We start from the raw sequence: 21,137 nt of genomic DNA, 5'->3' as shown, positions 1-21,137 counted from the left end.
ACAATTTCTTTTTTTAAGTTAAAATAAAAATATGTTATAACCGAAGAATTTATTTTAAAAACGTTTGACATTTTTTGTGCCGTAATGTATATTATAAACAGCTTATAAAGCTGATAAAACTCTCTCCTTTAGTTCGGGAAACCGAACGTTCTGCCCCCGGAGCAATCTGGGGGCAGTTTCTTTTTATGGGGGAATGTATGAAATACGACGTAATTATTATTGGCGCCGGTCCCGGCGGTATCTTTTCGGCTTACCAGCTTGTAAACAAAAATCCTTCGCTTAAAGTAGCTGTTTTTGAAGAAGGCGCTCCCTTGCAGAACCGCAAGTGTCCAATTGACGGCGACAAGATAAAATCCTGCATAAAATGCAAGACCTGTTCAATAATGAGCGGTTTTGGCGGTGCCGGAGCCTTTTCTGACGGCAAGTACAATATTACAAACGACTTTGGCGGTACACTTCACGAACATATCGGCAAGAAAAAAGCACTTGAACTTATGCGCTACGTAGATAGCATAAATGTTTCACACGGCGGCGCAGATACAAAAATGTATTCCACCGGCGGAACCAAATTTAAAAAAATATGCATGCAGAACAAGCTTTTCCTGCTTGACGCAAGCGTAAGGCATCTGGGCACTGACATAAACTACGTGGTTTTAAGAAACATCTTTGACGAACTCAAAGATAAGGTTCAGTTTTTCTTTAACACGCCGGTTCAGAAAATACAGGTTTCAGAAAACGGCGAATTCCGTGTATTCCACGACGGTCACGCAGATGAATGCAAATATTGCATTGTTTCTGTAGGACGCAGTGGAAGCAAATGGATGGAAACAGTATGCCGCGACCTTAAGATTCCTACCAGATCAAACAGGGTTGACCTTGGTGTGCGCGTGGAACTTCCTGCAGTTATTTTTTCACACCTTACAGACGAACTTTACGAAAGCAAAATAGTTTACCGTACAGAAAAGTTCGAAGACAATGTGCGCACTTTCTGCATGAACCCAAACGGAATTGTTGTAAATGAAAACACAAACGGAATTATCACCGTTAACGGACACAGTTTTGAAGACGACGGTAAAAAGACAGAAAACACAAACTTTGCTCTTCTTGTTTCACAGACATTTACAGAACCATTCAAAGACAGCAACGGCTACGGAGAAAGCATTGCACGCCTTTCAAACATGCTGGGTGGCGGTGTAATTGTACAGAGATTCGGTGACCTTGAACGCGGTCGCAGAACAAATGCAGAACGCCTTGAAGAAAGCCGCGTACGTCCAACACTTTCTGCAAACCCGGGGGATTTAAGTCTTGTTCTTCCAAAGCGCATTCTGGACGGAATTATAGAAATGATTCACGCCTTGGACAAAATTGCGCCCGGTACAGCAAACGATGACACACTTCTCTACGGCGTTGAAGTAAAATTCTACAATATGGAAGTCGAACTGGACGAAAACCTTGAGACACGCTACAAGGGACTTTATGTCATTGGCGACGGAAGCGGCGTAACACACTCTCTTTCACACGCGTCTGCAAGCGGTGTTTTTGTTGCCGATAAAATTCTTGAACTTCTCAAAGACTAGTTGTAAGGTGTTCCAAAAGCGCGGTACAGCCTTTTAGTACATCGTCGTATGTTCTGTCAAAGTTTCCAGTATACCACGGGTCAGCAATGTCGCGCGGACAGTCGGTAAAGTCAAGCAGCAGTTTTACTTTGTCCTGCGGATCGCTGCCGGTTATGCGAAGTATATTTGCGTAATTTGCACGGTCCATTCCTATGATTAAATCGTAAGAAGAATAATCGCTTCGATTCATTTGTTCCGCGCGATGTTTGCAAACGGGAATTCCTTCTTGTCTCATTTTGGCAAGTGTTCCTGCGTGGGGCGGGTTCCCTATTTCTTCTGTACTGGTAGCCTTTGACGCTATGTAAAATTCGTTTTCGAGTCCGGCCTGTTTTACAAGATGCTTCATTACAAATTCAGCCATGGTGGAACGGCAAATATTTCCGTGACAAATAAACAGTATTTTTACCATTCGCCTATATTAGCAAATTTATCTTTTTTGGTGTAGAATGGCGGCAGAGGCAGAACATGATTTTTACACTTACAATTAATCCTTCGCTTGACTATGTTGTTGACTGCAGTAATTTTTCACTCGGAAAAGTAAACCGCACATGCTCTGAACGCATTTTTGCTGCCGGCAAGGGAATAAATGTTTCTGTTGTTCTTTCCAATCTTGGAATAAAAAATACAGCGATTGGCTTTACGGCAGGGTTTACCGGCCGCGAGATAGAGCGCCGCCTGGATTTGATGGGGATTTGCACTGATTTTATTGAGCTTAAAGCGGGCGAGTCGCGTATTAACATAAAGCTCAGGACAACTGACGGCAACTTGCAAAATGCTGCGGCAGAAGAAACAGAAATTAACGCACGCGGTCCGTGTATAGACGGCGGCGCGGTTGAATGTCTTTTAGAGAAACTGGCCGGCCTGTCACGCGGTGATTTTCTTGTTCTTGCAGGGAGTGTTCCGCCTTCTGTACCGCAGTCTTTCTATGCTGACTGCATGGCCGGCCTGTTAGCAAAGGAAGTGAATGTCGTGGTCGATGCCGAACAGAAGCTTTTGCTTGAGGCACTTAAGTTCAGCCCTTATTTAATAAAGCCGAATCAGCATGAACTAGGCGCTCTTTTTGACACGCAGATTCTTTGCAAAGAAGATGCTGTTCCGTATGCGCAGAAATTACAAAAGATGGGTGCAAAAAACGTGCTGGTTTCTTTTGCAAAGGACGGTGCGCTTTTGCTCGATGAAGCGGGTTCAGTCTGGTTTTGCAATGCTCCAAAAGGTAAATGCATTAATTCTGTGGGAGCCGGAGATTCCATGATTGCAGGCTTTCTTTGCGCAGTGTCCGAAGGTCTTAAAGGAAAAGCCGCACTTAAAAAAGCCGTATGTACAGGATCTGCCAGCGCTTTTTCTGAAACTCTAGCCACAAAAGAATCCGTAGAGGCGCTGTTCAACTCACTTGTTTAGCACTTTTTTTGCGCTTTTGTCGGAATAACTGCCCGATATTTGAACATTCACGCATTTATATGTATAATTGAAACATGAAGTCTGTTATTCTTTTGGGCATCAAACATTGCGGCAAGTCATCACAGTCGGTCCTTCTTGGAAAAAAACTTGACTTTGATACATACGATACTGACCAGGTTATTGTCGACATGACAGGCAAAAGCGCCAGAGAAATTTATACCGAGTCTGGGGAAGAAGCGTTCAAGACTGCTGAAGCTGCGGCATGTACGTTTGTTTCTGACAAAATTGCCGGCTGCGGAAGGAGCGCTGTTATTGCAACAGGCGGCGGCATTTGCATGAACCCGGCGGCTCTGCAAATTCTGCGGCCGCTCGGAACATTCGTTTTTTTATGCGCAAAAGAAGATATTGCTTCAGAAAGAATTGTCAGAGAAATAAAGATAGATGCCGAAGGTAATCTTTGCAACCTGCCTGCCTATATTGCCAAAAGAAATCCGCGCTCAGAAAAAGACGTGCGCGATATTTTCCATGAATTTTATATTGACCGGGACAGAATGTATTCGGGCATATCTGACATTAAGGTAATAATGGATAACGCACCCAAAGCAGTAAATGCCGACCGCATCATAGCCGCCCTGCAAAAACTGGAAGCCAGGGTAAATTAGTTCCTCCCGGCGGCTTGTTCAGGAGGGAAACACCCTGCCTTTACAAACAGCGGCGGCAGGATGCTTGGTTTTGTTCAATTAATGTTTGACTTTTCCAAAAATGTGCTGCAAATCTGAAATATCTTCTTCGTTTTGTTGATGTTCACTTTTTTGAAGTTCAATAATCATATCAAGTTTGAGTTCAAAAATTTTCTGCAAACGATTTGGTTAATTTGAAAAACCTGCATTAACCGTTTCATTTAAAGGAACAGTCTGGTAACGCTTTAGTTTACACACCACTTCCAAACCGGCAGCACTTCAATTTGCAGCCCGTTCTGTTCAATTTGCTGTTCATCTGCGTAGGTCAAAAGAAGAAGCTTTTTACAACCGGTTGCTTTGGAGGCATTTTCCAAACCGTTTAATTCACGCCGCAAAGTTTTTGAATTTGCAATATCGTAAGAAACCTGAATAAGACATTCAACTGATTTTCCTTTGCATAAAATAAAATCACATTCAGAGCGATTTTCATCATAATAATACACGTCATATTCAAGTGGCTTATAACGGCGCAGAAGTTCAATGTAAACGATTGATTCCAAACGCCAGCCAAGATTTTCTCCAGCAAAGGCATTTTCACGGTTGTTCATAAGAGCTACATCGACCGGGTAGGCTTTTTCTGCACGGACACGTATTTTACTTTTGTTTGAATATTTATGAAGACCCTGAATCAGATAAGCATTTTTGAGATACTGAACATAATTTTCTGCCGTGTGGGCTGACTTTAATTTAAATGTATTTTGCAGTTCAGCGTAGTTTATAGCACAAGGGACATTATTCAAAAGGTGGTCTGCAAGCTGTTCAAAGGCTGCCTTGTATTTTATTGAATATCGTTTTTCTATATCATTTTTCAAAATATTCCGGACAAGTGAATTTATATATGTCTGTTTTCGTTTTTCGGTAAGTAGTTCCGGAAAGCCTCCATCTTTCAAATAATCATCAAAAGTGGCTCGCAAAAATGCTCTGTTTTTTGTTGTAGTTGAGTTTGTATTTATTTTTTTGCAGGCACAATATTCAGCAAATGAAAATGGAAAAAGTTCTGTTTGCATATGACGGCCGGTTAAATGGGTTGCTAATTCTCCGCTTAAGAGTTTTGCGTTACTGCCGGTTATAAGGATATGCATTCCCTGACGAATCAAGCGGTTTACAAAGAGATACCATTCGCTGATATTCTGAATTTCGTCTATAAAAAGATGATTAAAATCACCATAGATTTTGTACAAAGTTTCAAGAACAAGATTTAGGTCTTCTGCTTTAAGATTGGAAAGACGTTCATCATCGAAGTTTACATAGCCAAAAAGAATTCCCCCTGATTTCAAAATATTTGTACACATTGTTGATTTTCCGCTTCGACGGACTCCAATAACAACCTGCGCAAGTGATGAATTCAAGTCTACAAGAGATTCTTCGCGTCGTTTGCAGAAATCAGTTTTTAACTTTAATGCAAATTCTTCTTTTTGTTCTGCAAGCGCTTCTTCTATTAATTTTTCTTCCATACTTAAAAACTGCACTATTCTGCAAAAAAAGTCAAGTTAAACTGCACTATTCTGCAAATTTTAGCACATTGTACTGCACTATTTTGCAAAAACTATGTAATTTTCACGGAAGATTTTTTATATTTTAAGTGGTTTACTCAGACTCCCAATAGGGGCGTAAAAGACCGGCTCTTCTTGGATGTCTAAGACGTTTTAAGGATTTTAGCTCTAATTGCCTTATTCTTTCTCTACTAACTCCCATCAATCTTCCTATACTATCAAGAGTTAATTCTTGAATGGGTGTAAAGAATGATTCACCAAATCCAAATCTATATTTTAATATTTTTTCCTCTCTGAAAGGAATACTATCAATTACAGATTTTATAACAGAATGAAAATGTTCCATAAATATAGGATAAATCATGTTGTCTTCAAAAGAATACCTATCTACTTTTTTAAAATCGATTTTTTCTATTTCTTTTTCAACTTCCCATGTATCATTATCAAGTATTTTATCCAAGCTTTGAATTTCATTAAAGGCAGATGTAATATATTTTGCATTTTCCAAATCCACTTCTAAAAATTCAGCAATTCTTTCTAAATAATCGTCTTGAATCTGTTTTTCATGAAAGTTTCGATTAAATTTTTCTCTGTTCTTAAATAGAATTATATATTTCTCTAAAACATGTGTAGGATAATAAAAAAGCAGGCGCTTGGTATTTATATTACGTTTCATTACATTCATAATCCATAGAGAAGCATATGCAGAAAATTTTCTATTTTCATCAGGCTTATATGCATCCACTGCAAGAATTAATCCCTCACATGAACAAGAAATCATTTCATTTAAATCTTGTTCAAACTGTTTTGAAAATTTTAAGGCTTGTTTTACAGCTAGTCTCAAATGCATCTCAATTACTCTTTTACGAGCAAATTTATTTCCTTCCAAGAGTTGATATTTCAAATTCTGCATTTCATGTCTTTGCGGAGGAACTATATTCCGAATATAATTTATAAAAAGTTCTTGTTCAGGCTCCTTCTCAATTATTTCACTAAAAACAGGCTCATAGTCATTATGTGACCAATCCTCAAAGTCTTCCGTATTTTCAGTATTGTTTTTTACTATCTTTTTATTAACAGGTTTTTGCTCTAACAGTATGACCCCATTCTCCAGAATCCTTGAAGACAGTGTATCAATATCTTGGACATCTAATTCATAATCTTCTGACATTTTAAAAATATCATCAAAGAGCAAATAACCTTGCTCTTTTGATTTTTGCATGAGAAGATTAAAAGATTTATCCAATAATTGTTCTGTCATTATAAATTTTTACTGAAGTTTAGTTAAAAGTTCTTCCTTATTTATCTCAGAATTAAATAAGTCATTTATATCATCTGTAAACATTGTAAGATTTTCGATGTAGTCATCAGGTTTAGAAGCATTTTGCAAAAGTTTTTCATATAATACCTCAATACCGCCTAAAACGTAAGAATCAAATAGTTCCAAGTCTTTCTCGTCTTTACCGAAATTCCGAAAAGCTCTATTAATCCTTTCTTCTTCGTTTTTCTCATAATTTTCATCAAGTAGAAGTATCAGTTGCATATTAAATGTAAGATTATCCTTAGCATTTATCATTTGGTCTTTCAAAATATGAGCATCAGGAACTTTTCCATTCTGATCTTTTGTTGTAGTATCCTTTAAAGCTTTTCTTTGGTACAAGAAACCTATAATAGGGGCTTGAATATATACATCAATATTGCGATTGAAAAGTTTAGCATTTATTTCACCAAAATTATTGGCAAGCATATTCGTATACAAACCATGTTTTCCTGTTATACGAATTTCTTTATCAAACATAATTATTCCTCCTATTCCTACTCAAGCACAGTTTCTGTTTCGCTGATTTTTCTAAAATGATGTGATTTTCCTATCTTATCACTCATATATTCCTTTGCTAAATCACCGTCAGTATCTTTAATAAAGATAACAACCTGCTCTGTTAAATGCGGAATTGTTTCGCATACTGCTTTAATATGTTTTTTATCGAATTTTGAAAGTGGTGCATCCATCACAAGAGGATAAATATCAGATGAAAGTTCCTGTTTATCTTTATCACTGGAAAGCCTATTTTCACGAGACATTTTAATCATACTTGTAATAAATGAGAAAATTACTGAAATGCTTTGCCCTTCTGATGTTTCGACTTTTCCATTAACATTGTTAGCAATAACGTCAATCTGATATTTATTATTAATATGAACCGTAAGGTCACCATTGTTAATTGTCTTAAAAATTTCATTCATGTTATTTTCAAGACGGGCTCTTACTTCTTTTTCGCTCTCATTATATTTATTTAGCAATTTGTCAAATATTTGCCCTGCATAAGCTTTGTATATTTCGATTTGCCTATTGGCTTTGTTTTTAAGGGCAAGTTCTTTGCGTTGATTTTCAGCACTTTCTCGTTCCTTCTTTGTTCCGCCTATGTTACGGTCTAATTCACTACGGTCCTGATTATTTTTTTTTATAGTCCGTTCACATTCAGAAATCTTTGAAGAAATTGTTCTAACAATTTCTTCAACATCACTGCCATTAAGTTTCGGATCTATATTATTATGAATGTAATCTTCTGCATTTGTTATTTGATCATCACATTCTCCAATTTTAGCAAGTTTTTGGTCTCTGAATGCAATAAAATCATTTAAAGCATTAAGTCTAGTCCTTGCTGTCATTTTGAAATCATTGACCATATTTCCTATTGATTTAGGTGGCAAAACTTCAAACCATTTCTTTACTTCTTCTAACTCTGCAGAACCTTCTGAAAGGCATGTTCCACAAAGACAGCGCTTGTGGTCGATCAAATATTGTATAGTCTTGTCGGTAATATTTGGAATATCACTTCCAGATATTTTAAGTTTAACAAGAATATCAAAAGCCGGTTTAATTAAGCCTGCAGACAAAAAAGAAGTAGATTGAATATTAAATTCTCGGCAAATATCTTTTTGAGCATCTGCCTTATTTAAATTCTCTGATTTTATTTCCTTTTCAAACTTTTCCTTTTCTTCTTGAAGTTCCTTGCTAGACTGATATTCTTTTAATTCTTCCTGTTTATTATATTTTATTTCTTCAGCTTTTTTATTTTCGCTTTCTATTTCATCAATACGTTTTTCCATAGAGTAAATCTTATCATCGCAATCAGTAATAATATCTGTGAGTCGCTTTACTTCTGAGTCACTCGAAGAATCATACTGCTGGTTATATTTTCCAATAACTGAATTTTTAGGTCCGCCGTTCAGGTGCTCAATGGCTTTTTGCATACCCTTTAATCCAAGTAAGCCTTCTACAGCTTCTGCAAATTCTTCTGTTTTTTTATAACCTGAAATTTCCTTTCCCATGGTTTCGATTCGTTCACCATCAAAGAAAAAATATCTTGCAAGTTCATTCCGAAGAATAGAATTTATTGTCATTTCTCGTTTAGTTGCTTCAATAAATGAATCATTACCTGTACTATCTTTTTTTACTATTTCACAAACAGAATTGCCGTCAGCCTTCACATTATTGGAGTTATCTTTTTTAAACTTCTGTTTTCTAGTGATTGTGTACTGATTGTCACCATGTTTTAATTTAAGTTCTACATAAACATCTCTTGGTGTTTCTGGAGTCATATTATAAGCTTCATCTTTGTTTAGAACTACCTGATCTTTGAAATTAGTTATTCCGTACAAGCACCAGAAAAAACTTTGTAAGAATGTAGTTTTTCCACTGCCATTTTCACCAATAATAATAGTGACATTTTTTCCTTGAATATCCTGCGCAAAATCAAGCGATGTATCCTTATATTGCCTAAAATTATGAAGTTTTATTGATTCGAGTAACATTGAACGGCCTCCTCTATTGCTTTCTGAATATCACTAATCATTTGAGGATCACTTTTATTGTGAGTCTTCAAATTCATATTTTCCATTAAAATAATTTTTCTTGTTAACGCCTCGACTTTTGTTTCATCCACTTTAATTTCGTTATCAGTTTCCATTATTAAAATCCTCCTCCTGAGAATTATTATCTCCATACAAATCTTTATCTGTAATCTGATAGGTACTTTGTATTTCATCTATCAAACTAAAACTATCCATTCTATTCATTGCAATGCTTGAAAATTCTTTAATTCTACGTAATTCATTTTTTACTAATGACAAATCTCCTTTTACCTCTTCTTCTGTATGATTGGGAACGCTATCAAGTTCTCTTGGTAAAGTAACAAAATCAAATATTTCGGCATATTCTTTACCTGGCCACATTCTGAGGACACGACCACGACGTTGAATATACTCTTTTGGATTTGTTGTACTAGCCAGGATAAATGCAGTCTTTATGGAAGGAATATTTACTCCTTCATCAAGACATTTTATAGCTATTATTGCCTGTAATTTCTCACTCTTAAATCTTTCAGTTATCACTTTCCGAGTTTCGATATCTTCCTCAGAAGTAAAACGTGAAACCTGCATGTTCATTTCTTGACCCATTATTTTTGTTATAGCAATAATTTGGCGTTCACCTATTTCTGATTTGTCATAATCTTCTTTTACAGCATCTGATATAACTGTAGTTGAACCACAATAAACAAGAATATTTGTTTTATCTTTATACGGAAGGATTTGCTCCTTAAATACATCAAGTTTATTTTGAGCTCCGGCAATAATACGAGACCTTTTTATCGCTAGCTTTTGTCCATATGTATCAAGTTCCATTTTCCCACTTTTGTTTTTCTTTAAATGATTAATCATTTCTGCAGAAATATGTTTATATTCAGACAACTCTTCTTCTGTTAGATAAACTAAAACTGGGAAATATTTATAAGGAGTTAATTTTTTTTCATCAATAGCTCTTTCCAAGTCATAATGAATACAAACTTTACCAAAATAATTGTGTAGAAAATCAGTTCCTTCTTCATCATTATGGCGATCTAAAGTTGCTGAGAGAGCAAGTCTATATTTAAATTTTGAATCAAGATATTTTTTAAATTCCCCAGAGCCTGCATTATGAGCTTCATCTATAACAAGAAGAATATCTCCATCAATGTTATTAATTTGCTCCTGAACAAAATTACTTTTAAATGTTGCATTTGTTGTAACAAGAAGGAAAAATTCTTTGTCTTTTAGTCTGAGCTTCTTATCGCGAATTGCTCTTTTTAATCTATCTTTCCAATTTTTTTGAGATGAAGTTGAATAAGCTATAATTGGTTTTATGTTAAATCTTTCAATATCTTCTACCCACTGTTCTACTAGATGTTGATATGGAGCAACAACTATAACGACGAGGTTATCTTCGTGTTCTTTACTACATCTTGTTATAGCTCCCAATCCAGTTAATGTTTTACCAGTACCTGTAGCCATATCAAAAATTCCGCAAAAATTATTATCAGCCCATTCATCAATAGCATCTTTTTGATAATCATATAGATCAACATCATAAGGAATAATTGGAATGTTGAGTTTAGGACTTGCTATTGGAAGTTTTACATCACCTATCATGTTTGAACGATCAATTTTATATTCAGTTTTTTTTCTATCTTCTTTATCCAAATTTTCAAGTTTTGCTGTTATTTCATTTACGTCCAAATCTTTTGTTTTATACTTGTCCAAAATCTTTTTTGTAACAGACGGAAATTCTACTACCTTTAAATTTTCTTCTGTGTTATTCCAGATATTGTCAAATGCTTTTATTTTTAGCTCGACACGGCTTTTATCTTCTGAAAGCCAACCGCAGTATACATTTATGCTTTCGTAGTTATAGCACATTGCAGTTTTTGATTCATTCATACTTCCGTCGAATGCAATTATATTTCCTTCAAAGTCTTCAAACACACCGAGCTTCTCATGATAGATTCCTACAAGGCTTCCATTATCTTTGAAAGCAATTTTTATTGACAGAATATCTTTGGCAATCAAATTTGCAAGAAGATTCAATCTTTGATTTGTAAAATAATTTTCTTCTTTACTTTCCAATTCACCAAGCAAACGCTTTTCGATTATTTCTGATTTTTTATCATAACCGATTCTTATTGCTTCAATGTCTTCTTCGCTTAATTTTGGGGAAGCAACAATTTGAATTTTTCCACCATTTTTTACAAGGCTCGAAATACCTTTTGTAATTATTTCAAGAGAAGTCGAAGAAAAAAATCCAACCGAGCGTTTATAAATTTTTGAACACGCAAGAACCGGCGCAAAAAATTCATTTGCAACATCATGTTGTGGAGAACGATATTCTTTTTGAAGCTGGAGTGACGGAAAGGGCATGATATTAACCTATTAAAGCCTTTGTATGGGATTTTATATCTCCCTGTATTGCATCAAATCTATTTGATAAAAATTCTTTAACAAATCCTAGTTTTTCATTTTCAGTTTTATTTGCTTTTATATATTCATCTAATTTGGCTTCCGAAAACTCGCTTGGTATTTTTAAATCACTTTTTGCTTGATTAGTAATTTTTCTAGCATAATCAGGCAAATCATCACTTGAAATTGTTATATTTGATTGTTTTGTAATGTAAACAAAGTTTAATGGAGAATTACAAATATTTTTATCATCACCTCTTAATTCATCAGTAATTTCACCAACCTTTTTTTGAGAACCTAAAGGAATAATATGATGGGCTTCTAATTTGTCAGATACTTCCGAAAATACGTTTACAGTTAGATTTTCATCAAACATATCTGTATATGTTTTTGATAAAAAATATTGACAAATAAAATGCCTCAATGGAATTTTAGGAATTCTATCATATGCAGTCTTTTCCATAAGCAATAAGGCTTTATCAGAAAAGTTGTTAGTATTTAATACCGAATTTCTCAAATCATCTAACCAACTTAAATTTGTGTTTTTTCTTAGTAAATAATTTGTAATTAATTTTAAGTTTTTTATCGTTTGTGGATTTTGATCACTGTCAAATTCACCTGAAAAAATTGAGCACCAATACCAAGATTCAAGTAAATTATGAACTTTTTTATCATTGAACCAATCATCATTCATAAAGATTGTAGCAACTAATGTAAGCATTAATGTATAATTTATTTCATTAATAGTTCTAATTCCACAACGAGTTTGAAAGAAGAAAAAAGCTCTATCCAAAGCATTACATATATTTTCACATTGATTATTAATATATGCTGAATCTAGATTTAAGATACAATCTCTTTTCATGTGATCATTTTTAGCCGCATTAAAATCAAAATCTTTATTATATGAGCATAATGCAGCAACATTTAAAAAAGCGTCTGTATATTTAGTAGAAATCTCATTTTTATTTGAATCGTAAGCTCCAACCTGATAACTTGCATTGTATCCATTATGGCTGTTTATGAAAGTTGTAATTATATTTACCATTTTTTCTGGTACAACATCTAAATTATATTTTTTTGATATTTTTATATTATTCACCAAACGCTTAAAAAAGTTTTGTTTACTTTCTTTTGCTACCTTCGCCATAATCAAATCAAATGTATTAAGACTTACTCCTCCTCTGTTTAAATTTTCATAAATATCAATAGCTCTGGCTCTATTAGTTTCTGTAACTATAATTTGATTTAATCTTGCTTGACTTATACAAGTATTCAGATAAGACTTTATATTTCTTGCCCATGAACGACTTTTTGAATCTAATTCAGTATTTAATTTGTTTGAATCTAAAATGATTTTATCTATTTTTGATTCATCAAAAATTTCATTTAAAAAAGATTTCTTTTCAGCATCAGTTTTTAGAGCTCCATATGATAAAGAAATTTCATCTTTAATTTTTTTTGCAATATCTTCAATAATAATTTCAAATCTGTCTCCAATTAAATTTGCATCATCTCCCGTAGGGCATAACAAAAATAATGGTATTAAATACCCCGTTTCATTAGATAAACAAAATGTATCTAAATCTGTTGATAGATTACTATTCGGATTATATGGTGTTTTATCATTCGCTGTAAAATTTAAGCATTCTATAAATGGTTTAATATCTCCAGTTAAAAAAGTCGGATCTTCAGAATCAAGATTTTGAATCGGAAAAGAAAATCTTTTAAGCCCAAAAAGATCATTTTCTTTATCAATATTTATCCATTTTGGAATTCTTAAAAAGAATCGCTTTTTTAATCCTTGTTGACTAATTAAATCTGTTAGTTTTTCTGTCTGTTCATAAATTACATTTGAAAAAACATTCGCCAGAACTGTTAATCGTTGTTGTCCATCTAATAAAAAATCAATTACTTTATCTGAATCAGAAATTGTAGCATCTAATTTAGAACCAATTCTTTTACATGCATATTCATCAGATTTAGATTGTAATAATAGAATACTTCCTATCGGCATCCGGGATAAAACAGAACATACAACGCCTTTTTGTTTATCTTCATCTTTCCATTTAAACTCCCTTTGAAAATCTGGAAGCAAAATATCTTCGTTTTCAATTTTTCGAACAATTTCCTTAAAATCAGAGCCATTCTTTTCTATCATCTTCCCATTCCTCTTCCTATAAATTTTCTTCTATATAATTAAAGCAATTTTCTAATTTTTCAAAATCTTCTTCGATGGTGAAATAACCAGGACTGAATCTTATTGTTCCAGCCGGAAAAGTTCCCAGTGTTTTATGGGCAGAAGGGGCGCACTGAAGGCCGGATCTTACACTTATGCCCTGTTTAGAAAAAATCTGGTCTGCAGTATCGCTTGGAATTCCATCCAGCAAAACAGAAACAATACCTGTGTAATGATTTTCAGATTTATTTCCTGCTATTTTTACAAACTCGTAGTTGCTGAATATTTTTAACAGTTTTTCGCGGTTTTCAATTTCTTTTGCATAAATATTTTTTATACCTGTTTTTAAAATCCATTTAACAGATGCATTCAATCCGGCAATTCCCAGAATATTCAACGTACCTGCTTCGAATTTTTCGGGCAGCGAAGAAGGCATTTCCTGTTTGGCACTTTCAAATCCTGTTCCGCCAAAAAAAACATTTTCCAGACTTAAATTCTTTTTCATTAAGAAACCACCTATTCCGGTTGGTCCGTATAATGTTTTATGACCTGCAAAAACAGCAAAATCAAATATTTCCTGTTCAAGATTCAAATCGACCAAGCCTGCAGTCTGTGCCATATCGGTTAAAGTAACTGCCCCGTATTTTTTTGCAAGTGCAAATATTTTTTCTACCGGAGATATCAAACCAAAAACATTGCTTGCATGGCTTATTATTACAAGGTCAGGTTTTTTGTTTTCAAACGCATATCGTATTTTTTCAGAATCGTAATTTAAATTCCTGTCCAAATTCAATTCAAAAACAGAAATCTTTTTTTCTTTTTCAAACTCATGCAAGGTTCTTGTAACTGCATTGTGTTCAAAAGGTGAAATGTAAATATTTCTTACTCCTCCTTTTATTAACCCCTGAATTATTATATTCAAAGACATTGTCGCTCCAGAAGTAAAAACAACCTGCCTGGAAGGAGCATGAAAAAGTTCCTGAATTTTTTCTCTTGTATCCTGAATCAAATAACCGGAACTCAATGATTGTGTTGAATTTCCTCTGCCTGCATTGCCGCCATTTGTACGATAAAATTCATTCATAAAATCGTAAACAATCTGAGGCTTTGGAAATGTTGTTGCAGCATTATCAAAATACGCTGAATATGTTTTATCTTCACTCATACATTTTCTCCGCATAAGCCCAATAAAAGTTCCATTAACACCTGACGCTTTTCTGCATCTGTAACCGAAAGACCCATTCCGTCCAAACTGCTTTTTAAAGAACGGCTTAGGATTTTTCCACGCGGTGTTCTTTGTGATTTTTCAAAGCGCTTGGTTTTTTGCACACCTTTTTCTGTTACGTAATTTATTTCAAACTGATTTTCATCTATGTTGCTTGATCTGATACCTGCTTCAGAACTCTTACGTGTTATTGTATTTTCACTTTCTGCATTTTTCTTAAAACCAAAAATTGCTTTCAATGAATTTTCCAATATTGAATCATTCCAGTCTTCTATTTGCAAATCAGTAGAAACATATGCAATCTGTCGCGCAACCGAGCTATCCTCTTTTGTGTTATCTTTTGCACTTATACATATTTTTAAAAATCTTTCAGTACCGTCTGCATAAACTGTTTCAAACACTTCTGACATTAACCCAGAGGACCAGACAGATAAAGCATCGCACAAGTTTTTTCCAGGACAAAATATTTCACTTACTTTTTTTGCAAACACATTTATAGAATTGCTTATCAAGGTGTCATAGAAAATTTTTGCTTTTTCCAAATCGTGCACAGACTTAAACGCCCTTAATTTCTTAAATATAAAATCCTGAATATTTGTCGTTGACTTTATATTTTTCAATAAGTCAGAATATTCTTTGGGTACTTTTCTTCCTTCAAAATCAACTTTCATTTCTTTTGAATACTTTGGCAAATTCATATACCAATTCCTGATTCCATTAAATACTGTTTCATATGTAGTATTTTCTTTTTTACTTTCATGTATATAATTTGAAAACAAGTGCATCAAGGAATTAATATATTCATCTTCTTTTTGGGTCCAATCCATGAATTTAATTGTATAATTTTGCGGCTCCCTGTTTACTTCAGACAAAATATCTGCAGAAAGTGCAACTTCATTTATTCCGCAATAAATGCTGACTTGTTTTTTATATTCATGAAGAACACAGGCCAAATAAACAGGTATCAATCCTTTTCTAAGACCAATTCTTTTTTTTTCTGTAGTCAGTTCTTTGTATAATATAGAAAAGTCAATATTCTCTTTATTTCTGGCACTGAATAAAAACTTCTGGATCAATTCAAATACTTTTGATAAGTTTTTATCAGGTGGATTCAAATTTATTTTTAGATCATCTGTTCTTGTATCCAATACATTAGTTTTCAAAAGAAGGCTTCTCATTACAGCCAGTTCCTGACCACCAGAAAGTCCAAGATTTTTTTCGAGTTCAGTTCTCAACAATGAAGATACAATTTTATTTCTGGCGTTTTCTGCGGCGGTTGAAATTTCATTTTTATTGACAGATTCATTTATTATTTTTGGAGTATCAGAATAATATTCAAAACATATTTTAGAAAGTTTTTCTGTAACATCTGCTTTTCTTTTTATCTTAATTTTTTCTCCATTATAAATGTAAAAAGCATTTTCTTTTTCACTCTGTGTATAAAGTCCAATGAAACTTAAAATTATTTCCTGCAAATCTGATAGTATAACTTCGTATTCATCATGAAGAACATTATCATCACCGGCATTTTCTATTAATTCATTAACAGCATCATATTCTTTTGCATATTCAATAATATTTTTTTGAACATTGTTCAATCTTTTGGGAAGAATAAAAATACATTTTCCGCTGCTGGATTTTGTTTCATTTAGATTTTCAACAATCTGTTCCCTGCTGATTTTTTGTGAAGGCAAAATTCCATAAACAACGCCGTCACCCTTAAACGCAGACGATTTAATATTCCAGTCCACATCTTTTGTTATTTCTGCCGCATCAATAAACACAAATGAAAAATACCGCGTAATTTCTTTTTCATCATTATATCTTAGCGGATAAAATGCTTTGTCATAATTGCACGCTGCAAGGATTTCTTTAAGTGAAAATAAATTGGATCTTTTTTCTTTTTCCTGCTGAATCTGTGCATTAATATCTATACCGGAAGTTTGCTTTAACGAATAAAAATTGTTACTGCGTTTTAAATACACTATGCATTCTTTTTTTATTAAATTATCAAGTGCACTTTCCAGTTCTTCTGTTGTATTTGATTTGTCAAAAATATGATGAAGCGTTGTTGCAGTGGGTGCAAGTCGTTCAAATTGTGAAAGTATATATATCAAAGACAATGTTTTGATTATTTTCGCTTCCAACGAGTCTGAATTCAACTTTTCAAGCAAAACATTTGTAAGCGTATATAATTTATATACATCGTCAGTATAAATTTCTTTTTTTAACAGAGGCTCAAAATAATCATAAAGAATATCTGGTGTCAAAAGATTAAATTCATTTTGTTTCCCGGCAGTTTTCTGTTTTTCCAAAAACGCTTTAAGTCCGTTTGCTCCTGAAGATGACAAAAATGTAAATAAGGTACGCTCATTCTGAGCAACAAGTTCTGAAAGGCGCGGAAGAATAAAAATCGATACCGGATGAAGAGGATAGCAGCCTGTAAATGTTTTCTGAATTTCTTCTTCACTCAAGTCACTGAATGTCAGATCATTTTTATAAATCTTAACCAGATTTTCAAAATTGCTTTTGTTTTTCTGAATAAACTTTTCATACAGTTTTTTGTTTTTTACTATTGCACTCTCAATAATTTCATAGGTTTGAGAAAAATTATTATTCAGATGAACATGGGTAAATCTTTCACTTATACCGCGCCATCCGTCGACTTTTTGTTTTGGAAGGCTGTCGATATAATTACTGATTTCTTTATGGCAGATAAGCATAAGATGCATTTGTCTGCTTCCCGACCTGTTGCATTTTTCTGCAAAATCCTGAAGCATCTTCATATCATTGCTTGAAGTTTCTGCAATATTTGCTTCGAGATATTTTGAAAATTCATCATAAACAACATAGATTCCTGAATATGCACAATTACTTTCGCAAAGACTCTTTACAACACTTTCATAAACTTCTGTCACATCAAAACCCAGGAACGGATTAAAATTTCCACCTGATGTAAGTTCTGGATAAATGTCTTCAAAAAGTTTATATGCATCGTTGTCAAAATCCTGTAATTGTGAAATAAATTCTTCACCGCTGCAGGAAATTTTGTTTTCGAATTCTTTATATGTTTTTGGATACGTACTTTTCCATTTTAAAATAGTTTTCTCTGCTGCCTTAAAATTTGTTTCAGGAAGCAGATTCAATAAATTATTTTCAGAAAGTGTTCTTTGCAAAGCCAGTAAAAAATTCTGGGAAATACTATTAGAGTTTCCTGTAATCAGAACCGGGAGCAATCTGTTTTTTGAAGTTTGATAGTTTTTCAATAGCTGCTCCAACTTGGTTCCCTGAATCTTTGCGTTAAGTTTTGCAAATTTTTCAACGGGAGTTCCTTCAAGCAGCGAAAGGATTGTAAGTACTATATGAGATTTTCCTTTTCCGTATGCTCCAACCAAAACTCTTGCTCTGTCTGTTGAATTTTTATTTGTGCTTAAAACAACCTCTCTGATTAACTTTAGAGAAGCGTTTGTAGGAATAAATGAATTTAATTTTTTCTCATTGTGTAAATCATAAGAGATATTTATTGAATATTGAAAACCTTCTTCTATTGAAATCATGTCATTATTCACGATGCAATCTCCTTAAAATAGTTTTCAATACATTCAGAAAACGAATACATTTTTTTTATTTGTATTACATCCAATCCTGCTGTTCTGATAATTTTTATCATTCCTGATTTTTCCACAGTGTGCAGAACTTCAAGCATCGCTACAGAATCCAGATTGAATATTTTTCCTATATTATTTTCTCCAATCAGCAGTTCATTTAAATTTATTTCCCGTTGATTTTTTGCATTATCAGAAATAACAGCCATTACAATCCAAGGATTAAAAGTTGCTGCAAGCGGAATTGTTTTTTTATATATTCCCTTTTTTCTGTTAACAACATCGACCAGCCCCAGTTCTCCAAGAGGACAATCAATATTATTTTCGCTGTCGATTTCTTTTTGCTGAGTTTTTGCTCGTGATAAATATGTATTTATTATACAGGTAAAATCATCTGCAATTGATGACGTAGCCGGAACAGTCTCTTTTTCGTCTGCAAGATATTTATTCATTTCAATTATAAAATCTTCTTTTGTAAATTCGTTCATATTGAATTTATTGAAGAAAAAATACCAGGAAGTTGCATCTTTTTTATTCGAAGCAAGCTTGTACTGAATTAAATGCAGCGTTCCGGTTTCTTCAAGAAATCTGTCATTATTGAAAATAATCTGTCCAAAACCGTCTGTAAGTTTTTGATGTCTTTTTTTATCTTCCTTACTTATTTCTTCAATAGTCAAACCTGTAGCCAAAAGCCAATATCGCAGAGACTTTACCATATTCGATCCAAGGCCGAGTTCGTCCATGGGGTTATTATTTTTGTCTACAAACAAAATTGGATTTGTATTTATATTTTTCATCCCTTTGGAAAGCCAACCTTTTCTAATAAAAAAAGTCTCATGTCCTTTAAACTTCATTTAGTTTTCCACCTTTGTTTTTAAATATTTATCCATCATGCATCCGCCGGTTAAAAAACTTTGCGACACACATTTTTTACAATGCACACATTTTTCTTTATCTATAAAATATTTATTTCCCAAAATAGAAATTGCACCAGAAGAACAAAGCGACTCACACTTTAAGCACTGCCTGCAGGAATTAAATTTTCTGACCTGGTAACCAGATTGTCTCTGCAATGTTTCATGCCCTTTTTTGTCGACATTCATCGTTTTGATTTTTACCGCAAATGAATAACCATCATGGATGAAAGGTTGAATTGAAAGAATTGGAACATTTGAACTTATGTCCAGAACCAAGGTTTCATTCAAAAGTTTTTGTCCAAGTTCGGTTGAGACTTTTCCGAATGGAATAAACAGATTCAAAAAATTTTCATCAACAGGTTTGTTAAGCCGGTAGATTTTTGCATTGTCTTCTGCCGTGCAGTTTGTAAATTTTATTTTTACATCTTCACTTGCAGCAAGCCCGTTTCCTCCCTGACGTTTTTTCCAGTTTCCTGAATCAACATATTCTTCGGGATCAGGCTTACCGATATTCTTTGCAAAGTCAATTAAAAAATTTCTCCAAACTTTTGACTGTTCACTCATATAAATTTTCGAGAGAAACTGAGCACGCTCGTTATTATTTGGGCAGCACCAGCAACCGACTCTGTCATATCCAAGTTTATAAGCATCATTAAAATCAACCTTATTGGAAAGTAAATAAAGCCAGATATCTGCATCTTTCCATTCAAAAATGGGAGAAGCGACAGTCTGTTTTTGTATCTTTACATTTTCACCGCCTTCCTGCACACGGTTGTATTTGCTTCGGGCTGTCGACTCTACTTTTCTGATTCCGTAAAATGTAATTATATGTTCTTCACCAAACAGATTATTCAATATTCTTGTAATAGGTCCTGTTTTGAACATTGAACAACACCAGCGCATCATTCGTGCCGGAGGACCAATCTGTTTTGCTACTTCAAGAAAATTCTGTTCCTCATTTTTGGCTGTCATAAAAATTGCACGCGGGTGCTCTTTTCTAAATCGACTGGCATATTCTGTCGTAAAAGGAAATTCCAAAGTTGTATCACCAAAAATGTGAACCAAACTTGGATTACTTAAAGCCTTGGTAACAAGGTCTGCCGTCACTGTAGAATCTTTTCCACCGCTGAAAGACAAAACCAGGTGCTCGTTGTCTGTTTTTGAAGCAACTTCTTTTATAAAAGCAATTGCTTCGTCAATTATTTCATTAAGTCTTGTGCGATTTGCTTTACAAAAACGTTCAGCATAAAGTTCAAAATTATTCTTTTCATTTTGAGCAGAATATTTTTTTAATTCTGAAATTATTTTTTCTACATCAGCTTCTTTTAATTCCTTTGTTGAAAGATTATATGATTTTCCGTCTACATAATACCGGCTGTTGGAAGCCCAGACAGATGATTTTGAAAATTCGAGAGGAACTTTTTTTATGATTTCAAAAAGCAACCTTTCTTTTGGAAAAACCGGACGTAAATCAGCTGAAAGGTAATGGACTTTTTCCCCGCAGGAAGGACAGTAATTTTCCTGTTCATTCAAATCCTGAATCAGCGGAATATTGCATTTGTCACAATAGAATATTAATGCCGATGAAAACTGTCTTATTAATTGACCGTTTTTTGAGACAACATGCATGTTTTTATTAAGTTTAGAATTACTCATTTCCTTCTATATAATATTGAATATAATAACCCATT

The 21,137-nt window shown here is 33.8% G+C and carries 15 protein-coding genes; 3 read left to right on the top strand and 12 right to left on the bottom strand.

Annotation, left to right across the window (positions count from 1 at the left end; translation table 11 throughout):
* Nucleotides 1-197: 197 nt before the first annotated feature.
* Complete coding sequence (locus tag IWA51_RS00485; RefSeq protein WP_198442734.1) at nt 198-1,577, top strand: NAD(P)/FAD-dependent oxidoreductase; 1,380 nt, start codon at nt 198-200, stop codon at nt 1,575-1,577.
* On the opposite strand, the gene IWA51_RS00480 is transcribed toward IWA51_RS00485, so the two are convergent.
* Nucleotides 1,567-2,025: a low molecular weight protein-tyrosine-phosphatase gene (locus IWA51_RS00480; RefSeq protein WP_198442733.1), complete on the bottom strand. Its 459-nt coding sequence runs from the start codon at nt 2,023-2,025 to the stop codon at nt 1,567-1,569. The two genes, IWA51_RS00485 and IWA51_RS00480, sit on opposite strands and share 11 nt — an antisense overlap.
* Nucleotides 2,026-2,081: 56 nt before the next feature.
* Between IWA51_RS00480 and pfkB the strand changes: the two genes are divergently transcribed.
* Both pfkB and IWA51_RS00470 read left to right on the top strand, forming a co-directional pair.
* Entirely contained in the window at nt 2,082-3,014 is a 933-nt protein-coding gene (gene pfkB / locus IWA51_RS00475; protein WP_198442732.1) for a 1-phosphofructokinase, read from the top strand.
* Between the two features lie 74 nt (nt 3,015-3,088).
* Nucleotides 3,089-3,676 carry a shikimate kinase gene (locus tag IWA51_RS00470; RefSeq protein WP_198442731.1) on the top strand — a complete coding sequence of 196 codons (588 nt, stop codon included), beginning with the start codon at nt 3,089-3,091 and terminating at the stop codon, nt 3,674-3,676.
* A gap of 263 nt (nt 3,677-3,939) precedes the next feature.
* Here IWA51_RS00470 and IWA51_RS00465 read toward each other — a convergent pair whose 3' ends face one another.
* The 11 genes from IWA51_RS00465 to IWA51_RS00415 form a co-directional block, all read right to left on the bottom strand.
* Nucleotides 3,940-5,208 carry an ATP-binding protein gene (locus tag IWA51_RS00465; RefSeq protein WP_198442730.1) on the bottom strand — a complete coding sequence of 423 codons (1,269 nt, stop codon included), beginning with the start codon at nt 5,206-5,208 and terminating at the stop codon, nt 3,940-3,942.
* Nucleotides 5,209-5,341: 133 nt separating this feature from the next.
* Nucleotides 5,342-6,508, bottom strand: a complete 1,167-nt coding sequence (locus IWA51_RS00460; RefSeq protein ID WP_198442729.1) for a sigma-70 family RNA polymerase sigma factor — start codon at nt 6,506-6,508, stop codon at nt 5,342-5,344.
* Nucleotides 6,509-6,517: 9 nt separating this feature from the next.
* Nucleotides 6,518-7,045: a hypothetical protein gene (locus tag IWA51_RS00455; RefSeq protein ID WP_198442728.1), complete on the bottom strand. Its 528-nt coding sequence runs from the start codon at nt 7,043-7,045 to the stop codon at nt 6,518-6,520.
* Between the two features lie 17 nt (nt 7,046-7,062).
* Nucleotides 7,063-9,063 (bottom strand): AAA family ATPase, encoded by a 2,001-nt coding sequence (locus IWA51_RS00450; RefSeq protein WP_198442727.1) that lies wholly within the window; start codon nt 9,061-9,063, stop codon nt 7,063-7,065.
* A complete protein-coding gene (locus IWA51_RS00445; protein WP_198442726.1) occupies nt 9,045-9,218 on the bottom strand; it encodes a hypothetical protein in 174 nt (57 codons plus the stop codon). Before IWA51_RS00445 ends, IWA51_RS00450 begins: the two co-directional genes overlap by 19 nt.
* A complete protein-coding gene (locus IWA51_RS00440) occupies nt 9,208-11,481 on the bottom strand; it encodes a DEAD/DEAH box helicase family protein (protein ID WP_198442725.1) in 2,274 nt (757 codons plus the stop codon). The genes IWA51_RS00445 and IWA51_RS00440 overlap by 11 nt, the downstream gene beginning before the upstream one ends.
* Before the next feature lie 4 nt (nt 11,482-11,485).
* Nucleotides 11,486-13,681 carry a DUF262 domain-containing protein gene (locus tag IWA51_RS00435; protein WP_198442724.1) on the bottom strand — a complete coding sequence of 732 codons (2,196 nt, stop codon included), beginning with the start codon at nt 13,679-13,681 and terminating at the stop codon, nt 11,486-11,488.
* Between the two features lie 16 nt (nt 13,682-13,697).
* Nucleotides 13,698-14,864 (bottom strand): aminotransferase class V-fold PLP-dependent enzyme, encoded by a 1,167-nt coding sequence (locus IWA51_RS00430; protein ID WP_198442723.1) that lies wholly within the window; start codon nt 14,862-14,864, stop codon nt 13,698-13,700.
* A complete protein-coding gene (locus tag IWA51_RS00425) occupies nt 14,861-18,493 on the bottom strand; it encodes a hypothetical protein (protein WP_198442722.1) in 3,633 nt (1,210 codons plus the stop codon). The genes IWA51_RS00430 and IWA51_RS00425 overlap by 4 nt, the downstream gene beginning before the upstream one ends.
* A complete protein-coding gene (locus tag IWA51_RS00420) occupies nt 18,490-19,383 on the bottom strand; it encodes a DUF4007 family protein (RefSeq protein WP_198442721.1) in 894 nt (297 codons plus the stop codon). Before IWA51_RS00420 ends, IWA51_RS00425 begins: the two co-directional genes overlap by 4 nt.
* On the bottom strand, nt 19,384-21,102 hold the full coding sequence (locus IWA51_RS00415) for a phosphoadenosine phosphosulfate reductase domain-containing protein (RefSeq protein WP_230402670.1): 1,719 nt from the start codon (nt 21,100-21,102) through the stop codon (nt 19,384-19,386).
* Nucleotides 21,103-21,137: the final 35 nt, after the last annotated feature.

The sequence above is a fragment of the Treponema peruense genome (genome assembly GCF_016117655.1).
Taxonomy (GTDB): Bacteria; Spirochaetota; Spirochaetia; order Treponematales; family Treponemataceae; genus Treponema_D; species Treponema_D peruense.
Note: the sequence above shows the minus strand (reverse complement) of the source record. Positions and strands in the feature narration are given on the sequence as shown.